Origin of the sequence: Chryseobacterium sp. SNU WT5, from assembly GCF_007362475.1 — a bacterium.
GTDB lineage: Bacteria > Bacteroidota > Bacteroidia > Flavobacteriales > Weeksellaceae > Kaistella.
Genome location: NZ_CP041687.1, coordinates 1,377,294 through 1,394,871 on the forward strand (window position 1 = coordinate 1,377,294; position 17,578 = coordinate 1,394,871).

Below are 17,578 nucleotides of genomic sequence, written 5' to 3' on the forward strand. Positions count from 1 at the left end.
TAACTGTGTTTTGTATTTTTTTTAAAATTAATCTCTAGAAGTACTGACAGAAATTAAATAAAATTTTTTGTTTGTGTGGTTTAAAATTTAGCTCAACATTCGTTGGGCTTTTCTTACCCCTTCAGTTAAAACATCAATTTCATCGAACGTATTGTAAACGGCAAAACTTGCGCGAACTGTTCCCGCAATATTAAAAAAGTTCATAATTGGCTGCGTACAATGATGACCCGTTCTTACTGCGATTCCAAGTTTATCCAGAATCATTCCGACGTCAGAAGCAATTCCAATTCCCTGCAAATTGAAAGAAACAACACCTGTACGATTTGCTTTTTCACCATATATTTTTAAGCCGTCAATTTCTAAAAGCTTCTTTTGAGCGTAATCCAGCAAAGCAGTTTCATGCGTTTGAATATGCTCATGTCCAATATTATCCATAAAATCTACTGCTGCTCCTAAAGCAATATTTCCACCCACGTTTGGCGTTCCAGCTTCAAATTTGAAAGGCAGATCTGCGTAAGTCGTTTGTTCAAAAGAACACGTTGCAATCATTTCTCCGCCGCCATGGAAAGGCTGGATTTTTCGCAAGATATCTTCTTTACCATAAAGGATTCCGGTTCCCATCGGAGCATACATTTTATGTCCTGAAAACACAAAGAAATCACAATCCATTTTTTGAACATCAATTTTAAAGTGAGGGACAGATTGAGCACCATCGATCACAATCATTGCGTTTGAATGAGCTCTTGTTTTTGCAATAATTTCATCAATAGGGTTAACAACTCCCAAAGCATTGGAAACTTGATTAAGAGAAACAATTTTGGTTCTTTCACTTAAGTTTTTATCTAGAAAATCCAGTTGAAGAACTCCATTTTGATCCATCGGGATTACTTTCAATTTTGCACCCGTTCTTTCACACAACATTTGCCATGGGACAATATTAGAGTGGTGCTCTAAATAAGAAATAATGATCTCATCATTTTCTTTAATTAGATTAGTCACTGCATAAGCAATGAGGTTAATTCCTTCTGTAGTTCCTTTGGTGAAAATAACTTCAAAATCATTTTTAGCATTGATGAATTTTTGCACTTTTCTGCGTGAAACTTCCATTTCTTCGGTCGCTAATTGGCTCAAAGTGTGAATTCCCCGATGAACATTGGCATTGATCTCCTTATAATATTTTTCCCAACTCTCAATAACGGAAATCGGCTTTTGAGAAGTAGCACCATTATCAAGATAAATCAAGGGTTTTCCATTGACGGTCTGAGAAAGAATAGGGAACTGATTGCGAATATTTTGGATATCGAACATAATGCTTATTTAGAATCTTTCAAATTTACGGAAATTAAATTTGAATAATCTTTATTTAGGGAGCCAAATAAAATAGACGATGGATAAAAATCTTTGTATTGAATTGAAAATGACTACAATTTTAATTAAAATTTTTCACTACTTCATTCACTAAAAATTCAACTTGGGAAGGTCTGCCTTTTTGATCTAACGGCTGATCTTTGTACATTCCTGTATGAACGATAACAATTTGCTTTTCAGGAATGATGATAATATACTGACCATACAATCCCCAGAAATAATAGTGTTTTATCGGGGCATCGTAATTGATCCAAAGCCCCATTCCATAAGCTCCATTTGATAGCTTAGTAGGCGTACGCATCTCCTCAATGAAATTGGGATTAAGAATTGCCCGCCCATTAAATTGTCCGTCATTTAAAAAAAGTTGACCAAGTTTTGCAAAGTCTCTGGAATTTGAATTGATACAACAAAATGTTTTTTCCATTCCGAAATCATCCGTATTCCATGCTCCATTCTGCTCCATTCCGAGAGGCTGCCATAATTTTTCAGAAGCGTATTCTGCAATTGATTTGTTAAGTGATTTTCTGAGCGCGAAACCAAGAAGTTGAGTCGCTCCAGATTGATATTCGAATTTCGTTCCTGGCTGATCTTTAAACCCACGCAGAAAAACAGCTTCTTCCAATGACTTTCCATAATAAGCTTTCGCATTTTGAAGGAAAGGATTTTTGAAATCTTCTGTCCAATTTAAACCAGCTTCCATTTTTGCTAAGTTGAAAAGGGTTAAATGTTTACCAAATTGTACGTTCTTATAATTTTCATAAAAATCAGAGAACTTTTGATCAAAGTCTTTTATTTTTTTTTCTTCAATCGCTTTTCCGGTGAGCATTACGGTTACACCTTTTGCCATAGAAAAAGAATTCGTTTTGGTATTTTGGTTATAATGATCCCAATATTCTTCGTGTATTAATTTTCCGTTTTTAATGACTAGGAAAGAAGCCGTATTCGACTTTTTCAAATCTTCAACTAGACTTTTAGGTAAATTTTTCTTATTGTATAAAGAATCATTTTTCCATGGAATAGAAACTCCTTTGGCAATCGTATGTGAGGAAGAATAACCTCCATCGTCAATGCTGGATCCTGTGGTCCCCCGGAGATACGTTTCTCGCACTGCTTTGAATAAATAGCTATATCCAAAAGTATACGAGAGCGCAATTAGCGCCGCTATAGCGATTAATATTCCCTTTAAAATCTTTATCAACATATTAAATATTTAATGCAAATTTAGGTTTTATAATAATATTTAATCCAAACAAAAAGTCCCGGATTTCTCCAGAACTTTTGTTAATGATATTTTTAAAAAATTAGATCTGAGAAAGTAAATTTCTGAAATTCGTTTTCTCGTCAATAATTCTTCTTAAATCTGAAACTGCAACTCTCTCCTGCTTCATCGTATCTCTGTCTCGCAAAGTCACGGTGTTGTCTGTTAAAGAATCATGGTCGATCGTAATACAGAATGGCGTTCCGATTGCATCCTGCCGTCTGTAACGTTTTCCGATAGCATCTTTCTCCTCGTAGAATAAATTGAAATCATATTTCAAATCATTAAAAATTGTTTGCGCATATTCCGCCAAACCATCTTTTTTCATCAAAGGTAAAATCGCAGCTTTATACGGAGCCAAAGCAGGTGGAAGCGAAAGCACTGTTCTTTCTGAACCGTCTTCTAAAACTTCGTCTTTCAAACAGTTAGAGAAAACTGCCAGGAATAACCGGTCTAAACCAACCGAAGTTTCAACAACATAAGGAACATAGTTCTCATTTCTTTCCGAATCGAAATACTGCAACTTACGACCGGAATGCTTTTCGTGCGCACTTAAATCAAAATCCGTTCTGGAGTGAATTCCTTCCAATTCTTTAAATCCAAATGGAAATCTGAATTCAATATCTGCCGCAGCATTTGCGTAATGGGCCAATTTTTCGTGGTCGTGAAATTTATAATTATCTGCACCTAAACCTAATGCCAAATGCCAGTTCAATCGCTTCTCTTTCCAAGTTTCATAGAAACCTAATTCCGTTCCTGGAGGTACGAAAAACTGCATTTCCATTTGTTCAAATTCACGCATTCTAAAAATAAACTGTCTTGCAACGATTTCATTCCTGAAGGCTTTACCGATTTGCGCAATCCCGAAAGGCAGTTTTTGGCGGGATGTTTTCTGAACATTCAAGAAGTTCACAAAAATTCCCTGCGCGGTTTCCGGTCTCAGATATAAATCGGTTGCAGAATCTGCAGACGCTCCTAATTTCGTTCCGAACATCAAGTTGAACTGGCGAACATCGGTCCAGTTTTTAGATCCCGTGTCAGGATCCGCAATTTCCAACTCTTCGATCAAAGCTTTTACATCGGCAAGATCTTCTTTCTCTAGAGATTGCGCCATTCTCGAAAGAATAGTTTTTTGTTTTTCACGGTATTCTAAAACACGTGGATTTGTAGATTCAAATTCTTTTTTATCAAAAGCATCCCCAAATCGCTTGGCTGCTTTATCAATTTCTTTTTCTGCTTTGTCTTCTAATTTTGCACAGTAATCTTCCAACAAAACATCTGCTCTGAAACGTTTTTTTGAATCTTTATTATCAATTAAAGGATCGTTAAAAGCATCAACGTGGCCGGAAGCTTTCCAAATAGTAGGATGCATAAAAATCGCAGTATCAATTCCTACAATATTGTCATTCAGCTGCACCATTGCTTTCCACCAATATTGCTTGATGTTATTTTTCAGCTCTACCCCATTTTGTCCGTAATCATAAATCGCAGAAAGCCCGTCGTAAATTTCACTTGAGGGAAAAATAAAACCATACTCTTTTGCGTGCGAAATCAATTTTTTGAAAATATCTTCCTGTTTTGCCATCGTTTTTAGAATTTATGCAAAAATAGGGAAATTTATTGTGATTTATCGGCGCAGAAATCAAGACAATTTTGGAACAGGAAACCTGCTTGGAGTTTATCCTAAGCTAGTCGACGGGTAGTAACTTCTTAAGAAGAGCGTTACCAGTGTAATCAAAATTATGACGATTATAATAAGGTAAACAAAAAAGAACGTTCCATGTGAAACGTTCTTAAATAACTTTAAAACTAAACTTTTAGTTAGGCTTCCAGTCAACAACTGCCCTAATAAATGCCTCTGCGTTTTCTAAAGGAATATTAGGTAAAATTCCATGTCCCAGATTGGCTATATATCGGTCTTTCCCAAATCGGTTAATCATTTCGGTCACCATTTTAGTTATCGTTTCCGGAGATGAATTTAACCTGTTGGGATCAAAATTACCTTGCAGAGTCATGGTATGATTGGTTAAGGTTCTCGCTAATTCTGGAGTAATTGTCCAATCGACACCCAAAGCGGAAACTTTGGATAAAGTCATTTCTTCCAAAGCAAACCAACACCCTTTACCAAAAACAACCACGTGCGTCAATGGACTCAATGCTTCTACAATTTGGTTAATATAAGGCCAAGAAAAAATCTGGTAATCTTCTGGCGACAACGTCCCACCCCAAGAGTCAAATACCTGAACCGCAGAAACTCCTTTCTCTACTTTTCTTTTCAAATAAGCAATAGTAGTATCTGTAATCTTCTGTAATAATAAATGTGCAGCTTCAGGATTTCTAAAGCAAAAACTTTTAGCAACATCCCAAGCTTTAGAACCTTTGCCCTCAATACAGTAACACAAAATCGTCCAGGGTGATCCTGCAAAACCGATCAATGGAATATTATAATCTAATTTATGCAAAGTCATTTCGATCGCATCAAAAACATATCCCAACGTTTCATTTACATCTGGAACGATTACATTTTGCACATCTTCTAAGGTGCGGATTGGATTCTCTAACCAAGGTCCAACTCCTTCTCTCATCTCGAAATTTAATCCCATTGCTTGCGGAACCACCAAAATATCTGAGAATAAAATCGCTGCATCCAGTGGATATCTGCGAATTGGCATCATCGTAATATCCGAAGCAAGTTCTGGAGTTCTACATCGGGTGAAGAAATCATATTCATCACGCATCGCACGAAATTCCGGTAAAAATCTACCAGCCTGTCTCATCATCCACACCGGCGGGCGCTCTACTTCTTCGCCTCTTAATGCCTTTAGGTATAAATCGTTTTTAATCATAATCTTTAAATAAAATCAGAGACCGAAGTCTCTACATCGGGATTTGTAAACTCCCTTCCTTTTTAATCAATTTGAGCAAAGCCTTCAAATCATTGTCTTTGCCTATAAATATATTTTGACTCGTATGCTTGCGAACTTCTTCACCCGTAGTTTCACCAATTGCATAAATCTGTTTAAAATCTAAATTGTTATTCTCTACAAAGCTACGTACTCCACTTGGAGAGAAGAAAGCGACCGCGTCATATTCTTCTTCTACTTTTGGATAGGTAAGTTCTGTTTCATAAACCACTACTTTTTTATATCCAATATTCTGTAATGGTAATTTTTTTTGTAAAATATCCAGTGCCAAATTTCCACAGAAATGGATGAATTTTTCCTTAGAACAGTGCTCTATGATAAATTCTGATAATTCTTTAGCGTTTTTCTTCATTTTAAAAACACCAAAACCATATTTGCGCAAACGCATCTTGGTTTTTTTACCTACGCAATAAATTTTATTGAAATTTCGGCCGGTAAAGTTTTCATGGGGTTTAAATCCATTTTTGAAAAAAGCTTCTACTCCATTTACACTGGTGAAAATCAAAGATTTATTTTCCAATGGAAACGAGGGTATTTTTATAAATGCAATCTTAATAACTTCTAGAAATGAAGAATGGAATTCTGCTTCCAGAACAACTGAAACTTCTTTTTCATCGAGTATTTTTGTAAACAGAATCTTCATTAAACCTAAATAAAATTTATTATTCTAATTTCCAGATCATCACTTCAACTAAGGCAATTGACTTTTAATCTCTTTCATTAATGCTCTACCTCCATTTTCAAGGACTTTCTGAGCTAATTGTTCACCAAAATTTTCCTGATCATTCCATTTGAAAATTTCATCAGTTTCGATGCATTGCTTTCCATCAAGCGAACATAGCCTTCCAATAAACCGAACTTCGTTTGCTTCATTAATTACTGCATAAGCTCCTATTGGTGCTGTGCAACCGCCTTCTAAAGTTTGTAGAAAATTTCGTTCTATGTCAATACAAATTCTGGTTTCGCGATGGTTTACTTCCTTAAAAAGTTCCTTAATTTCTTGATCATCGGATCTGGCACAAACTGCGACTACTCCCTGTGCGGGTGCAGAGATCATCATCTGAAGATGCTCATAAGCCACAGGCAGTCCCATTCTTTCAATTGCTGCCAACGAAAAAAGAGTAGCATCAAAATTCTGATCCTCTAATTTTTGTAAACGAGTTTGTACGTTTCCACGAATATCAAAGAATTCTGTGTCAGGATAATGTTTTGCCCAAAAAGCACGACGTCGTAAACTACTGGTCGCGATCTTAAGTTCGTGATGTTCTTTATCTCGAGATTTGCTATTTCTAACCAAGACATCCTGCGGATAATCTCTTTTTAAAACGGCAATTATTTCTATATTGGCAGGAAGCTGCGTGGGAATATCTTTCAGCGAATGAACCGCAATATCTACTTGGTTATTAAGTAATGCAATATCTAAATCTTTGGTGAAAATCCCAGTAACCCCCATCGCGTATAGTGGTTCTGTAAGATTTTTGTCTCCAGAAGAAACAATTGGGGTAATATCTGTCTTATGATTATTATTTTGCAGATTCCTCGCAACCTCTCTTGCTTGCCACAATGCGAGCGGCGAGTTTCGGGTTCCTATTTTAATGCTTCTCATTAAACTCATTATTTGGTTGTTCTACTAAAATCTCGTGCATCAACTTACTGATCTCATCTGCCTTCCAGGGGTTATCAATAATAAATTTTGCAAACCTATTGGTAAGCTTCTGAATCATTTTATCAGAAAGCTTCATGTCGTTCACATCTACATATTTATGTTTTTTGTGAATATTATGCATTTCATTTCGCTCCATATTTTTCAGCACTGCTTTGAAGTGATGAATATTTGGGGCTAGTTTTCTTTTCTTTTCCCATTCCAAGAAGTCCTTTGTCATCTCTTTGATGATTTCCTCGGCTTTTGGAATTTCTTTTTGGCGCTGCACCATGGTTTCACTAATGTGACGAGACAACTGGTCAACATCTACCAAACTTACATTTGTATTTTCAGTAATGTTTTTCTCTACATTGTTTGGAATAGAAAGGTCTATAACCAATGTTTCTTTTCCATTAGGGAAATGCGTTTTGTTAATGATAGGGTGTTGCGCACCAGTGGCCACGATTAAAATATCTGTTTTCCCCAACTCATTTTGAAAATCATCAAACTCTATATATGGAATTTGGTATTTCTCCGCTATTTTCTCCGCTTTGTCTGCAGATCGATTCGCTATTTTTACTCTCGGCTTATAAACATGTTTAACGAGATTTTCAACTGTATTTTGACCGATTTCACCAACACCTAAAAGTAAAATATTCTTATCAGAAACTGGTATTTGATTTTTTAAAATATAGTGAACCGCTGCGTAAGAAACCGAAGCTGCTCCATTAGAAATACCTGTCTCGTTTTTAATTCTTTTAGAAATCTGTATCGCAGAATTGATCGCACGCTCTAAAAAGGGATTAGAAGTTCTCTTTTCTTTTCTGAACCGATGATAAGCATTTTTAATTTGCCCTATAATTTCAAAATCGCCTAGAATTTGGCTCTCTAAGCCGGCAGCAACTCTAAAAAGATGATTTAACGCTTCCTCGTGTTTGCGAATATGAACATATTGCATAAAGTCAGTAAGGCTTACGCCAACTATTTTACAATAAAGTTCTGCAACAAGAAGATAATTATGCGTAGTGGTGTAAATCTCGGTTCTATTGCAAGTTGAGACCACAAAAGCATCACCTAAATTCAGCTCATGAATTTGGTTTACAAAATTTTTGACATTGTCATCAAAGAAGGCAAATTTGCCCCGTATTGCAGCATCGGCTTTTTCAAAACTGACACTGAGCACGGCAAAATTTGATGTTTTGTGAATGTTAGTATCCTTAATCATAGACCAGTCGCAAATTTAAGGTTTTAAATTCAATTGATGCCATTTAAACAATATGAAGATTATCACCAACGCCATTTTTATTTTGTTAAATTTAGATATATTAAAAATTAAATGAAATATTTTGGCAATTAAAAAGTTAAGACTAAATATTGATGAAATTTAATAAAATTTTAACCAAAAATAGTGGCAATCTAATTTTTAGAACGGTTCTAAATTTATATCTTTGTACACTTAAAAAAATTAGCATAAAATGGGGTTATTTGATATGTTCACGCAGGATATTGCGATCGATTTAGGAACAGCGAACACACTTATCATACACAATAATAAAATCGTCATTGATCAACCATCAATAGTTGCGATAGAGCGGTCTTCTGGAAAACCGATTGCTGTAGGTGAAAAAGCGAAACACATGCAGGGGAAAACCCATGAAGATATCAAAACAATTAGACCTTTGAAAGACGGAGTAATTGCTGATTTTCACGCTTCCGAACACATGATCAAAGAGTTTATCAAACAAATTCCAGGCATCAAAGGGAAACTTTTCCAACCAACTTTAAAGATAGTAATTTGTATCCCATCTGGTATTACCGAGGTGGAAAAAAGAGCCGTACGAGATTCTGCGCAAAAAGTAAATGCAAAAGAAGTTCGTTTAATTTATGAACCAATGGCTGCAGCAATCGGAGTAGGTATTGATGTTCAAAAGCCGGAAGGGAACATGATTATCGACATAGGTGGTGGTACAACGGAAATTGCAGTTGTTGCTTTAGGTGGAATTGTTTGTGATAAGTCTGTAAAAATCGCAGGTGATGTTTTTACAAATGATATCGCTTACTACCTCAGAACGCATCATAACTTATATATCGGTGAAAGAACTGCGGAGAGAGTAAAAATCGAAGTTGGTTCTGCTGTTGAAGATCTTGATGTTGATATTGAAGATATTCCAGTTCAAGGACGTGATTTAATTACAGGGAAACCAAAAGAAATTATGGTGAACTATAAAGAAATTGCACGCGCTTTGGATAAATCAATTGTCCGTATTGAGGATGCTGTTATGGAGACCCTTTCTTTAACTCCACCAGAATTAGCGGCTGATATCTACAAAACAGGAATTTATCTTGCAGGAGGTGGAGCATTGTTAAGAGGATTAGCAGATCGTCTTCACAAGAAGACTGGACTTCCGGTTTTTGTCGCTGAAGACCCGTTAAGAGCTGTCGTTCGTGGAACAGGTATCGCTTTAAAAAACATGGATAAATTTAATTTCCTGATTAAATAATTATAACTTTTACGAAATTAACGGATGGGATTTTTGCTGAGATTATTTTCGAAGAACGGTTTATTCGTCTTCTTTATTTTCCTGCAACTCATAGCTTTAGTATTGATTTTCAGTAGAAACTCAATGCAACAGTCGTGGGTTGCTGGACAATCTGCAGCATTTAACTCATGGGTTTCGGGATATATTGATGAAGGTACTTCTTACCTAAAACTTAAACAAACCAACGAACAACTTGTTGCTCAAAACAAAAGTTTGATGGCAGAGCTTTATGGTAAAGACGATATTAAAAGTCCCGTTTTCCGAAAAGTACACGATACCATTGGAGGCGGACAGATCTATACTTTTGTAGATGGTGATATCGTATATAACAGCATTAATAGAAAAGACAACTATTTTACCATTAATCGCGGAAAACGAGATGGCGTACTTCCTAAAATGGGAGTAATGGCACCGGCGGGAATTGCGGGAATTGTTATCAATACAACCGATTCTTATTCACTGGTGCAATCCGTGTTAAGTGTAAATAAAATTAAAATTAATGCTGCCCTAAAGAAATCCGGTTATTTTGGAACTTTAACTTGGCGAGGTGATGATTCAAGATTGATGCATCTAGCTGACGTTCCAAAATATGTTTCGATCAAAGTGGGAGACACCGTTATTACCGATGGGAAATCTGCAATTTTTCCTCAGGGAGTGATGATCGGAAGAGTAGCTGGTTATGAAGTTGATCTTAAGACCGGTTTTTGGGATATTGCTGTGGAACTAAGTGAGAAAATGGGGAATCTTAGCAAGATATATGTGGTGAAAAATCTTAAAAAAGCTGAGGTAGCAAAAATATCTGATACGTTGCAAACGACCATAAAAAGAGAAAAATGATAAGCCGAACACTTTTTACAGATATCGTGATGATTGTTTTGCTAATTGCATTACAAATCTTTGTACTGAATAGGATCACTCTCTTTGGTAAATACACTCCGGTAATTTACCCTGTTTTTGTGATGTTCTATCCTTTCTTTAGAAATAAATACCAATTTCTTGCCTTAAGTTTTCTCCTGGGTTTGAGCATCGATGCATTCCTATATACATGGGGGATAAATGCGTTCGCAACCACGGTGACTGCGTATTTTAGAACTTTAATATTCAGAACTTCTACAGATACTTCTACAGACTTTTTCTCCTTCCATACCTTACAGTGGACGCAGTTTTTGCTTTTTATTATTTTAAGTATTTTTATTCATCAACTGCTCGTTCAATATATTGAAATCTTTAAATTCACTCGCTTTTTCGATATCTTCCTTAATGTCTTGGCGACCAGTGCAATTTCTTTTATCTTTATCATTATCTACGCATTAGCGTTTAAAATCAAACAAAAAGTCTGAAACCACAATTTTTAAAAATCTCCATTTTCTTAATTCTAATTGCTTTAATTTTTATTGCAAGGCTTTCCTATTTGCAGTTATTCACAGATCGATATGCTTTAAATGCCGCAAATACTTCCATTAAAACCGAATATATCATTCCTCAAAGAGGTGTTATTTTTGATCGTAATGGAAAAATTATGGTAGGTAATCAGCCATCCTATGAGATTTCTTTTACTGAAGCATTAATGAAATCTGATTTTGACACCCTGGACTTTTGCAACTTGGTTAAAATTAGCAAAACCGATTTTATAAAAACAATCAAATCCATTAAAAAGGAAAAGTATTTCTCCAAACTAACTCCAATGACTTTTATGAAAAACCTTAGTCGGGAGGACATTGCGAGAATACAGGAAATCATTTTTAAATATCCGGCATTTAGTATTGTGTCAAGACCTCAACGCCAATATGAAGTTTCTACTTCTGGAAATCTTTTAGGATACACGAATGAAGTCAACGAAAGAGAAATTAAGAAAGATTCTCTTTACTACCTACCAGGCGATTTTATTGGTAAAACAGGTATCGAAAAATCATATGAAAAGGATCTTCGAGGAGAGAAAGGCATACAGTACGTACAAAAAGATATTAGATTAAGAAACATTGGCTCCTATAAAAATGGTGCACTAGATAAAGATGTCATTACCGGTAAAGATGTAACTCTTACAATTGATTATGATCTACAGCGCATGGCGGAAGAAATGATGGTTGGAAAACAGGGAGCAATTGTTGCCATTGACCCCAGCAATGGAGAAATTCTTGTTTTAGCCACTGGACCAGATATTGATCCAAATCTATTCGCCGGTCCTGAAAAAACCCGAAATCTATATAAATTACAGATGGATACGATTTATAATAATCGTCCTACTTTTGACCGCTCACTTCAAGCGGCTTATCCTCCTGGTTCTACATTTAAATTGTTAACAGCAGCTGCTGCGATGCAAATGGGCGTAATGGATGAAAAAACAATATTCCCGTGTGGTGGTGGATTTAATTACAGAGGATTACGTATTAAAGGCCATGGAGGAGCAGATCCCTTGGTTCCCGCCATTCAGGTCTCAAGTAACTGCTATTTTTCCTATGCATATATCGCAATCATGAACAAATATCCTGGCGACCCAACCAGAGGCGTGAACGAGTGGAAAAAAATAATGAGCAGTTTTGGTGTTGGCGAATTTCTAAATAATGATTTAGCAGTGGGTTCAAAAGGTAGGATTCCAACAGGCGAATTCTACGAAAAAAGAAGCGGTGGCAAAAAAGACTGGACTTCTGCCTATACCATGAATGGTTCAATTTTTAATGGAATGGGCCAAGGAGATGTTTTATTAACTCCTCTGCAAATGGCAAATTCCATAGCAGCAATTGTAAACAAGGGATGGTATTACACCCCACATATTGTAAAAGCGATTGATGGCAAACCCAATCCTGACCCCAGATTTAAAGTTAAACATAAAACCTTAGTTGCGGCAAAGCATTTCGATCCAATTATTAAAGGAATGGAAGCGGTGGTTTTAAATGGAACTGCCAGGGGATTAAAATCTAATGATTTTACCATGCTCGCAAAAACAGGGACTGCGCAGGTTCCACAGGGAAAAGATAACTCTATTTTTGTTTTGGCCGCACCTGCCGATAATCCAAAAATTGTGATTGCCGCAGTTATGGAGCATGCAGGTTTTGGTGCCACTTGGGCTGGACCAGCCGCAACCGTTATCGCAGAAAAATATTTAACTGGTGATCTAAAAAGAGAACACCTTTATAAGAAGATGATCAATGCGAGCTTCATGCCTGAATACAAAAGGCAGTGGGACGTAGAATTAAAAAGAAAAGGACTGTATAAAGAGCCAAGCAAAGATTCTTTGTCTCTGGCTACTATAGAGCAGCGCTTGAGAACAGCAAAAGATGACAGTCAAAAAAAGGAATTGTTATTAAAAAAAGATTCTATCTTACTTAAAATAAAAAATGCAGCGAAGAAATGAAGTGGGCGGAAGGAATAGATAAGTTAGGACTATCACTTTATTTTTTATTGTGTGCATTTGCAGTTGCAAATATTTACAGCGTAGAGCCCGCGAGTGGAATGAGACAAGCGGTATGGCTCGGAGTTTCTGTTTTTATTGGAATGATTATTTTCATGACTAGAACAAAATTTTTCGAGAATATGGCCGGTATTATTTATATCGCAGGGTTACTTCTACTAATCGGACTTTTTCCATTTGGAACAGAGATTTTGGGACAGAAGAACTGGTATAAGTTTGGGCCCGTAAGTTTACAGCCTGTTGAATTCGCCAAAATTGGAACTGCTTTGATGTTGGCAAATTACGTTTCTGGACCAGATTTTAACCTAAAAAATAAAAAATCACTTTGGACTTCATTAGCAATAATATGTGTTCCCGGTTTCGTGGTGCTGCTTATTCCTGATGTGGGATCCTTGCTCGTATTTATTGCGTTTTTTATTGCATTATTCCGTGAGGGATTGTCGGGTTGGTTTTTTGGGGTTGGTTTTATTTTCGCCGGTGTATTTTTGGTCGCTCTTGCAGTTGATCCAATGTACGTTGTAATTGCTATTATTATAATAACAGTATTGCTATTATTTTTAAACTCTCACAAAATTCATTGGAACATCTTATCTACTTCTGCAATTATTGTAATTGTAGGTGTTCTTTGCGGCCTTGCCTATGGGGCGCCAAATATTTTAGAAAAATTACCCAAACACCAAAGAGAAAGAATTGAGGTCTTATATAAAGGAGAAAAAGCTTTTCGTGATACGTCCGGTTATAATTTACTATACTCAAAAACAGCAATTGGATCCGGTGGTTTTTTTGGAAAAGGTTATCGAGAAGGTTCTGTGACCCAAGGAAAATTTGTTCCAGAGCAAAGCACAGATTATATTTTCTGTACCGTAGGTGAGGAATGGGGATTTTTGGGGAGCAGTTTGTTAGTGATTTGCTATTCAATCTTTATAGGAAGGATATATTACCTTTCAGAAAAGCAGAAATCTGCTTTTAATAGGGTCTTTGGATATAGTTTTGCTTCGATCTTGCTAATTCATTTCGGAATCAATCTGGGCATGGTCATGGGGTTATTTCCTACCGTAGGAATTCCGCTCCCTTTCTTTAGTTACGGTGGAAGTTCATTATTGGCCTTTTCTACAATGACTTTTATTTTCTTTAAACTGAATTACGCAGACCGTAACAGTTTAGTGTAGTTTATAAGTAATTATTTAAATTAGTCTTCACGAAAAAGCTAACAAAATTTCAATTTACAAACGTAGTATTTCTCGCCTGTTTTAAAGTTCACAAGATCGTTCCAGTTAGGAAAGCCCGAAAAGGGTTTAGAATTAAATGCATGTCCTTTTTCAATTATTTTGCAAATTTAAACGCTAAGTCCACAAAGATTTAATTAAAAAATGCTGTTTTACACGCTATATTGAATTTCGCAAAGGCATTTCATTTAGCAAAGTTCGCAGAGAAAATATAATAATAACGATTAGCGGATATACATTTAGAATTATTAATAATTGCGGATCTACAAATAATTAATCATAACAATCTATCTCCCATACTTCGAATTAGTAGTTCAAATCATCCTATCTTTTTGGGTCCTTATTCAAGTAGAAATAAGTTATGGTGAACCTAAAGAAACATCATAAAATTTAGTAATTAAGAGTTAATTTCCTGCTGCAATCACTAAAAAAGCAACTGCAACCAGCTTACTATTTTTGTACTTACTCATCCTATCACAAACAGTCAAAAAGGATCCTACATACAAAAAAGCCATCTGTAAAAGATGGCTTTTTTAAAATCAATTATCTATTATTAATTATTAGCAAAGTTACTGTTAAATGCTTCTTGAGATAATACTCGCTTTGCGAATCTAAATTTAGGACCCCAATAAGAATCAGCCAGTGAAGAGATCATTACCCCTCTGGATGTTGCGGCGTGAATAAATTTAATATCTCCGTCTGCACTTATACTTTCCACAATCCCTACGTGAGAAATACGACCTCTACCATGTGAAAAGAAAACTAAATCACCTTTTTGTAATTCAGATTTTTCAATTTTTTCTCCTTCTTGTGCTTGAGAAGCTGCTACTCTTGGTAAATTAAGACCTGCACTTGCTCCAAAAACTGATAGTACAAAAGCAGAACAATCGATTCCTTTTCTAGTAGTCCCACCATATCTGTAAGGTGTTCCTAAATAAGATTCTGCTTCTGTTAAAATTTCATCTATTTTACTCGAAAATCTTACTGCTTTTGCAATTTCTTCATTTTTAACAATATTCTCTAAAGTTTTAGTAGCTACTGTTTGCTCATCTTTAAAACTGTTAATTAATTGCTTTTTAGCTACTTCTAATTTTTTATTATCAATTGATGCAAGTTTGGCATTCGAATTGTATTCATTGACATAAGTTGCTGGACTTGAAACTACGTAGTTACTAACGCAAGATTGTAGTGAAAATGAAGCAACTACCGCGGTGATATAAAACAGAGCTCTTATCTTCATATATATTGATTATCTGTGTTAAATGTAATATTTGTTTTAAAATGCAAGACAAAAATAGGTATAACAGGAAACGTAGGGGTTAAATGACCCTCATTCAATCGCTATTTTAACACATTTTAACGTTATTTTTTGTAATGTTAATGAAAGTCAGATCGCAATCCCTTTATATAGGTGGTTGCGATTTTCTTTTTGTTAAGATATATTAACATTTATAAGATTTGTCTATTGACCCTATTATCGTTTTCTATTATGTAATACCTATCAACCAAAAATAAACGAAGCCGTCTCAAAATAAAATTTGAGACGGCTTCGTTTATTTCTTTTGTAAAGCGTTAAATCTTGATTATTTGTGATTTTTGCACATTAGGATAAAAAGGTGCTCTTGCTTAAGCACTCTTTTTTCTTAGATTGTGTGCTAAAGCGTGTAATCCGAACTCTAATTCGGCTTTTTGTATTCCTTTGTGCGTAAATCGCTTGAAGTTGCGGTTGGATTTTATATGTGCGAAGACCGGTTCCACGTCCGCCGTGCGTTGTCTGCGTTTTATTTTACCGATTTCACTTAAAAGGTTTTCCCGAACTTTGTCCTTATGCCGTTCTAAATTTTGGTTGCGTTCTACTATTCTGTTTCCCTGAGCTTTGTGGCAAGTCCCTCGCAGCGGACAACCATTGCAATTTTGAGCCTGGTACAGTGAACTTGTCTGAGCATAACCGCTTTTTGTTTTTCGGTTTTTAGAAGATATTTTGTTCATTGGTTGTCCCATCGGACAGATGTATTGATCTTTCTCTTCATTATAGTAAAGTTTATCGCGGTGAAAGTCTTCGTTGATTTTCTTTCTTTTCGATTTTAAAATACCCTGTTCCTTATCGAAGGTGTTGTATTTTACGAAGGTTTCTATATTTTTCTCTTCCAGAAAATCATAATTTTCTTCACTGCCATAACCAGCATCAGCAGTAAGTTCTTCGGGTAAAAACTCATAAAGTTCTTCAAAAGTATTGAGGTGAGGTTTAAGCGTATTTAAATCATTGGTGGTTTGGTGTAAAGTATAATGAATAACGAACTGGGACTCGGAACTTACCTGCACGTTGTAGGCGGGTTTTAGTTGCCCATTCTGCATATGATCATCTTTCATGCGCATAAATGTGGCATCGGGATCGGTCTTACTATAACTGCCACGTCCTGCCAAAACCTTTTCCTGCTCCTGGTACTTATCCAGGTTCTGAGAAAAATTCTTTTGAATGTATCTTAATTTTGCCTTTGCTTTGGTGGATGCCTTCGGGTTTTTGCTGATGATCTCTTCTATTTTCTTGGCGGTCTTCTCTATTTTATCTTTATCGATGGTTTTAAACTCCGGTGGTGTAGGATCGCTGTCTTCTTCTTCAGCAATGCTTTGGGCATAGTTCCACATTTGCTCAAGTTGTTCTGCCATCTTCTCTTTTCTGGTTTTGATGGCATTGCTCCAAACGAAGGTATATCTCCCGGCAATAGACTCTATCTTAGTTCCATCGGTAAAAACTTCTTTCAAGCTAACGAGTCCTTCCTCTGATAATAACAGGACGACCTGTTTGAAAATATCTTTGAAAATAGTCTTGAGTTTCTTGCTCCGAAAACGTGCGATGGTGTTATGGTCTGCGACCTGTTGAGCGGACAACCACATAAAATTAATATTCTCACGCATCGCTTTTTCGATCTTCCTGCTGGAATACGTATTATCCATATAAGCGTAAACCATCACTTTAAGCATCATCTTGGGATGAAAACTGGGTTTGCCATCTTTGCTATACTCTTCAATGAGAAATCGTAAATCCAGTTGCTCAATAATTCCATTAACGATTCGAACCGGATGGCTTTCTGGAATCAATTCCTCGATTGATGGTGGGAATAACCAATTTTGTTGCTGGTTATAATCTTTAAATTTAATACTCATATCATTGACTATCAGTACTTAAAAATACAAAAACATCCCGATTCAC

14 protein-coding genes are annotated in these 17,578 nt (G+C 35.9%); 5 read left to right on the plus strand and 9 right to left on the minus strand.

Features of this window, described 5'->3' with window-relative positions; translation table 11 throughout:
* Positions 1-87 precede the first annotated feature (87 nt).
* From FNJ88_RS06645 to hemA, 7 genes are all read right to left on the minus strand, one after another.
* Positions 88-1,308 carry an aminotransferase class V-fold PLP-dependent enzyme gene (locus tag FNJ88_RS06645; RefSeq protein ID WP_143852434.1) on the minus strand — a complete coding sequence of 407 codons (1,221 nt, stop codon included), beginning with the start codon at positions 1,306-1,308 and terminating at the stop codon, positions 88-90.
* A gap of 121 nt (positions 1,309-1,429) precedes the next feature.
* A complete protein-coding gene (locus FNJ88_RS06650; protein ID WP_143852435.1) occupies positions 1,430-2,569 on the minus strand; it encodes a serine hydrolase domain-containing protein in 1,140 nt (379 codons plus the stop codon).
* A 100-nt stretch (positions 2,570-2,669) separates the two neighbouring features.
* A complete protein-coding gene (locus tag FNJ88_RS06655; protein ID WP_143852436.1) occupies positions 2,670-4,211 on the minus strand; it encodes a glycine--tRNA ligase in 1,542 nt (513 codons plus the stop codon).
* Positions 4,212-4,443: 232 nt separating this feature from the next.
* Entirely contained in the window at positions 4,444-5,472 is a 1,029-nt protein-coding gene (gene hemE, locus FNJ88_RS06660) for a uroporphyrinogen decarboxylase (protein ID WP_143852437.1), read from the minus strand.
* Between the two features lie 31 nt (positions 5,473-5,503).
* Entirely contained in the window at positions 5,504-6,193 is a 690-nt protein-coding gene (locus tag FNJ88_RS06665; protein ID WP_143852438.1) for a uroporphyrinogen-III synthase, read from the minus strand.
* 48 nt (positions 6,194-6,241) lie between these two features.
* The gene (gene hemC, locus FNJ88_RS06670) at positions 6,242-7,165 is read right to left on the minus strand and encodes a hydroxymethylbilane synthase (RefSeq protein ID WP_143852439.1); all 924 of its coding nucleotides are present in this window, start codon (positions 7,163-7,165) and stop codon (positions 6,242-6,244) included.
* Positions 7,143-8,417, minus strand: a complete 1,275-nt coding sequence (gene hemA / locus FNJ88_RS06675) for a glutamyl-tRNA reductase (RefSeq protein WP_143852440.1) — start codon at positions 8,415-8,417, stop codon at positions 7,143-7,145. The genes hemC and hemA overlap by 23 nt, the downstream gene beginning before the upstream one ends.
* A gap of 250 nt (positions 8,418-8,667) precedes the next feature.
* On the opposite strand from hemA, the gene FNJ88_RS06680 reads away from it, so the two are divergent.
* From FNJ88_RS06680 to rodA, 5 genes are read left to right on the plus strand one after another with little or no spacing between them, the layout of a single operon-like run.
* Positions 8,668-9,693 (plus strand): rod shape-determining protein, encoded by a 1,026-nt coding sequence (locus FNJ88_RS06680; protein ID WP_143852441.1) that lies wholly within the window; start codon positions 8,668-8,670, stop codon positions 9,691-9,693.
* A gap of 24 nt (positions 9,694-9,717) precedes the next feature.
* Positions 9,718-10,569: a rod shape-determining protein MreC gene (gene mreC / locus FNJ88_RS06685; protein WP_143852442.1), complete on the plus strand. Its 852-nt coding sequence runs from the start codon at positions 9,718-9,720 to the stop codon at positions 10,567-10,569.
* Positions 10,566-11,072: a rod shape-determining protein MreD gene (locus tag FNJ88_RS06690; RefSeq protein WP_143852443.1), complete on the plus strand. Its 507-nt coding sequence runs from the start codon at positions 10,566-10,568 to the stop codon at positions 11,070-11,072. The genes mreC and FNJ88_RS06690 overlap by 4 nt, the downstream gene beginning before the upstream one ends.
* Positions 11,069-13,084, plus strand: a complete 2,016-nt coding sequence (locus FNJ88_RS06695; protein ID WP_143852444.1) for a penicillin-binding transpeptidase domain-containing protein — start codon at positions 11,069-11,071, stop codon at positions 13,082-13,084. Before FNJ88_RS06690 ends, FNJ88_RS06695 begins: the two co-directional genes overlap by 4 nt.
* Positions 13,081-14,310 carry a rod shape-determining protein RodA gene (gene rodA / locus FNJ88_RS06700; protein WP_143852445.1) on the plus strand — a complete coding sequence of 410 codons (1,230 nt, stop codon included), beginning with the start codon at positions 13,081-13,083 and terminating at the stop codon, positions 14,308-14,310. Before FNJ88_RS06695 ends, rodA begins: the two co-directional genes overlap by 4 nt.
* 610 nt (positions 14,311-14,920) lie before the next feature.
* On the opposite strand, the gene FNJ88_RS06705 is transcribed toward rodA, so the two are convergent.
* A complete protein-coding gene (locus tag FNJ88_RS06705) occupies positions 14,921-15,607 on the minus strand; it encodes a C40 family peptidase (RefSeq protein WP_143852446.1) in 687 nt (228 codons plus the stop codon).
* 386 nt (positions 15,608-15,993) lie between these two features.
* The gene (locus FNJ88_RS06710; RefSeq protein WP_143852447.1) at positions 15,994-17,532 is read right to left on the minus strand and encodes an IS1182 family transposase; all 1,539 of its coding nucleotides are present in this window, start codon (positions 17,530-17,532) and stop codon (positions 15,994-15,996) included.
* Between the last annotated feature and the right edge of the window lie 46 nt (positions 17,533-17,578).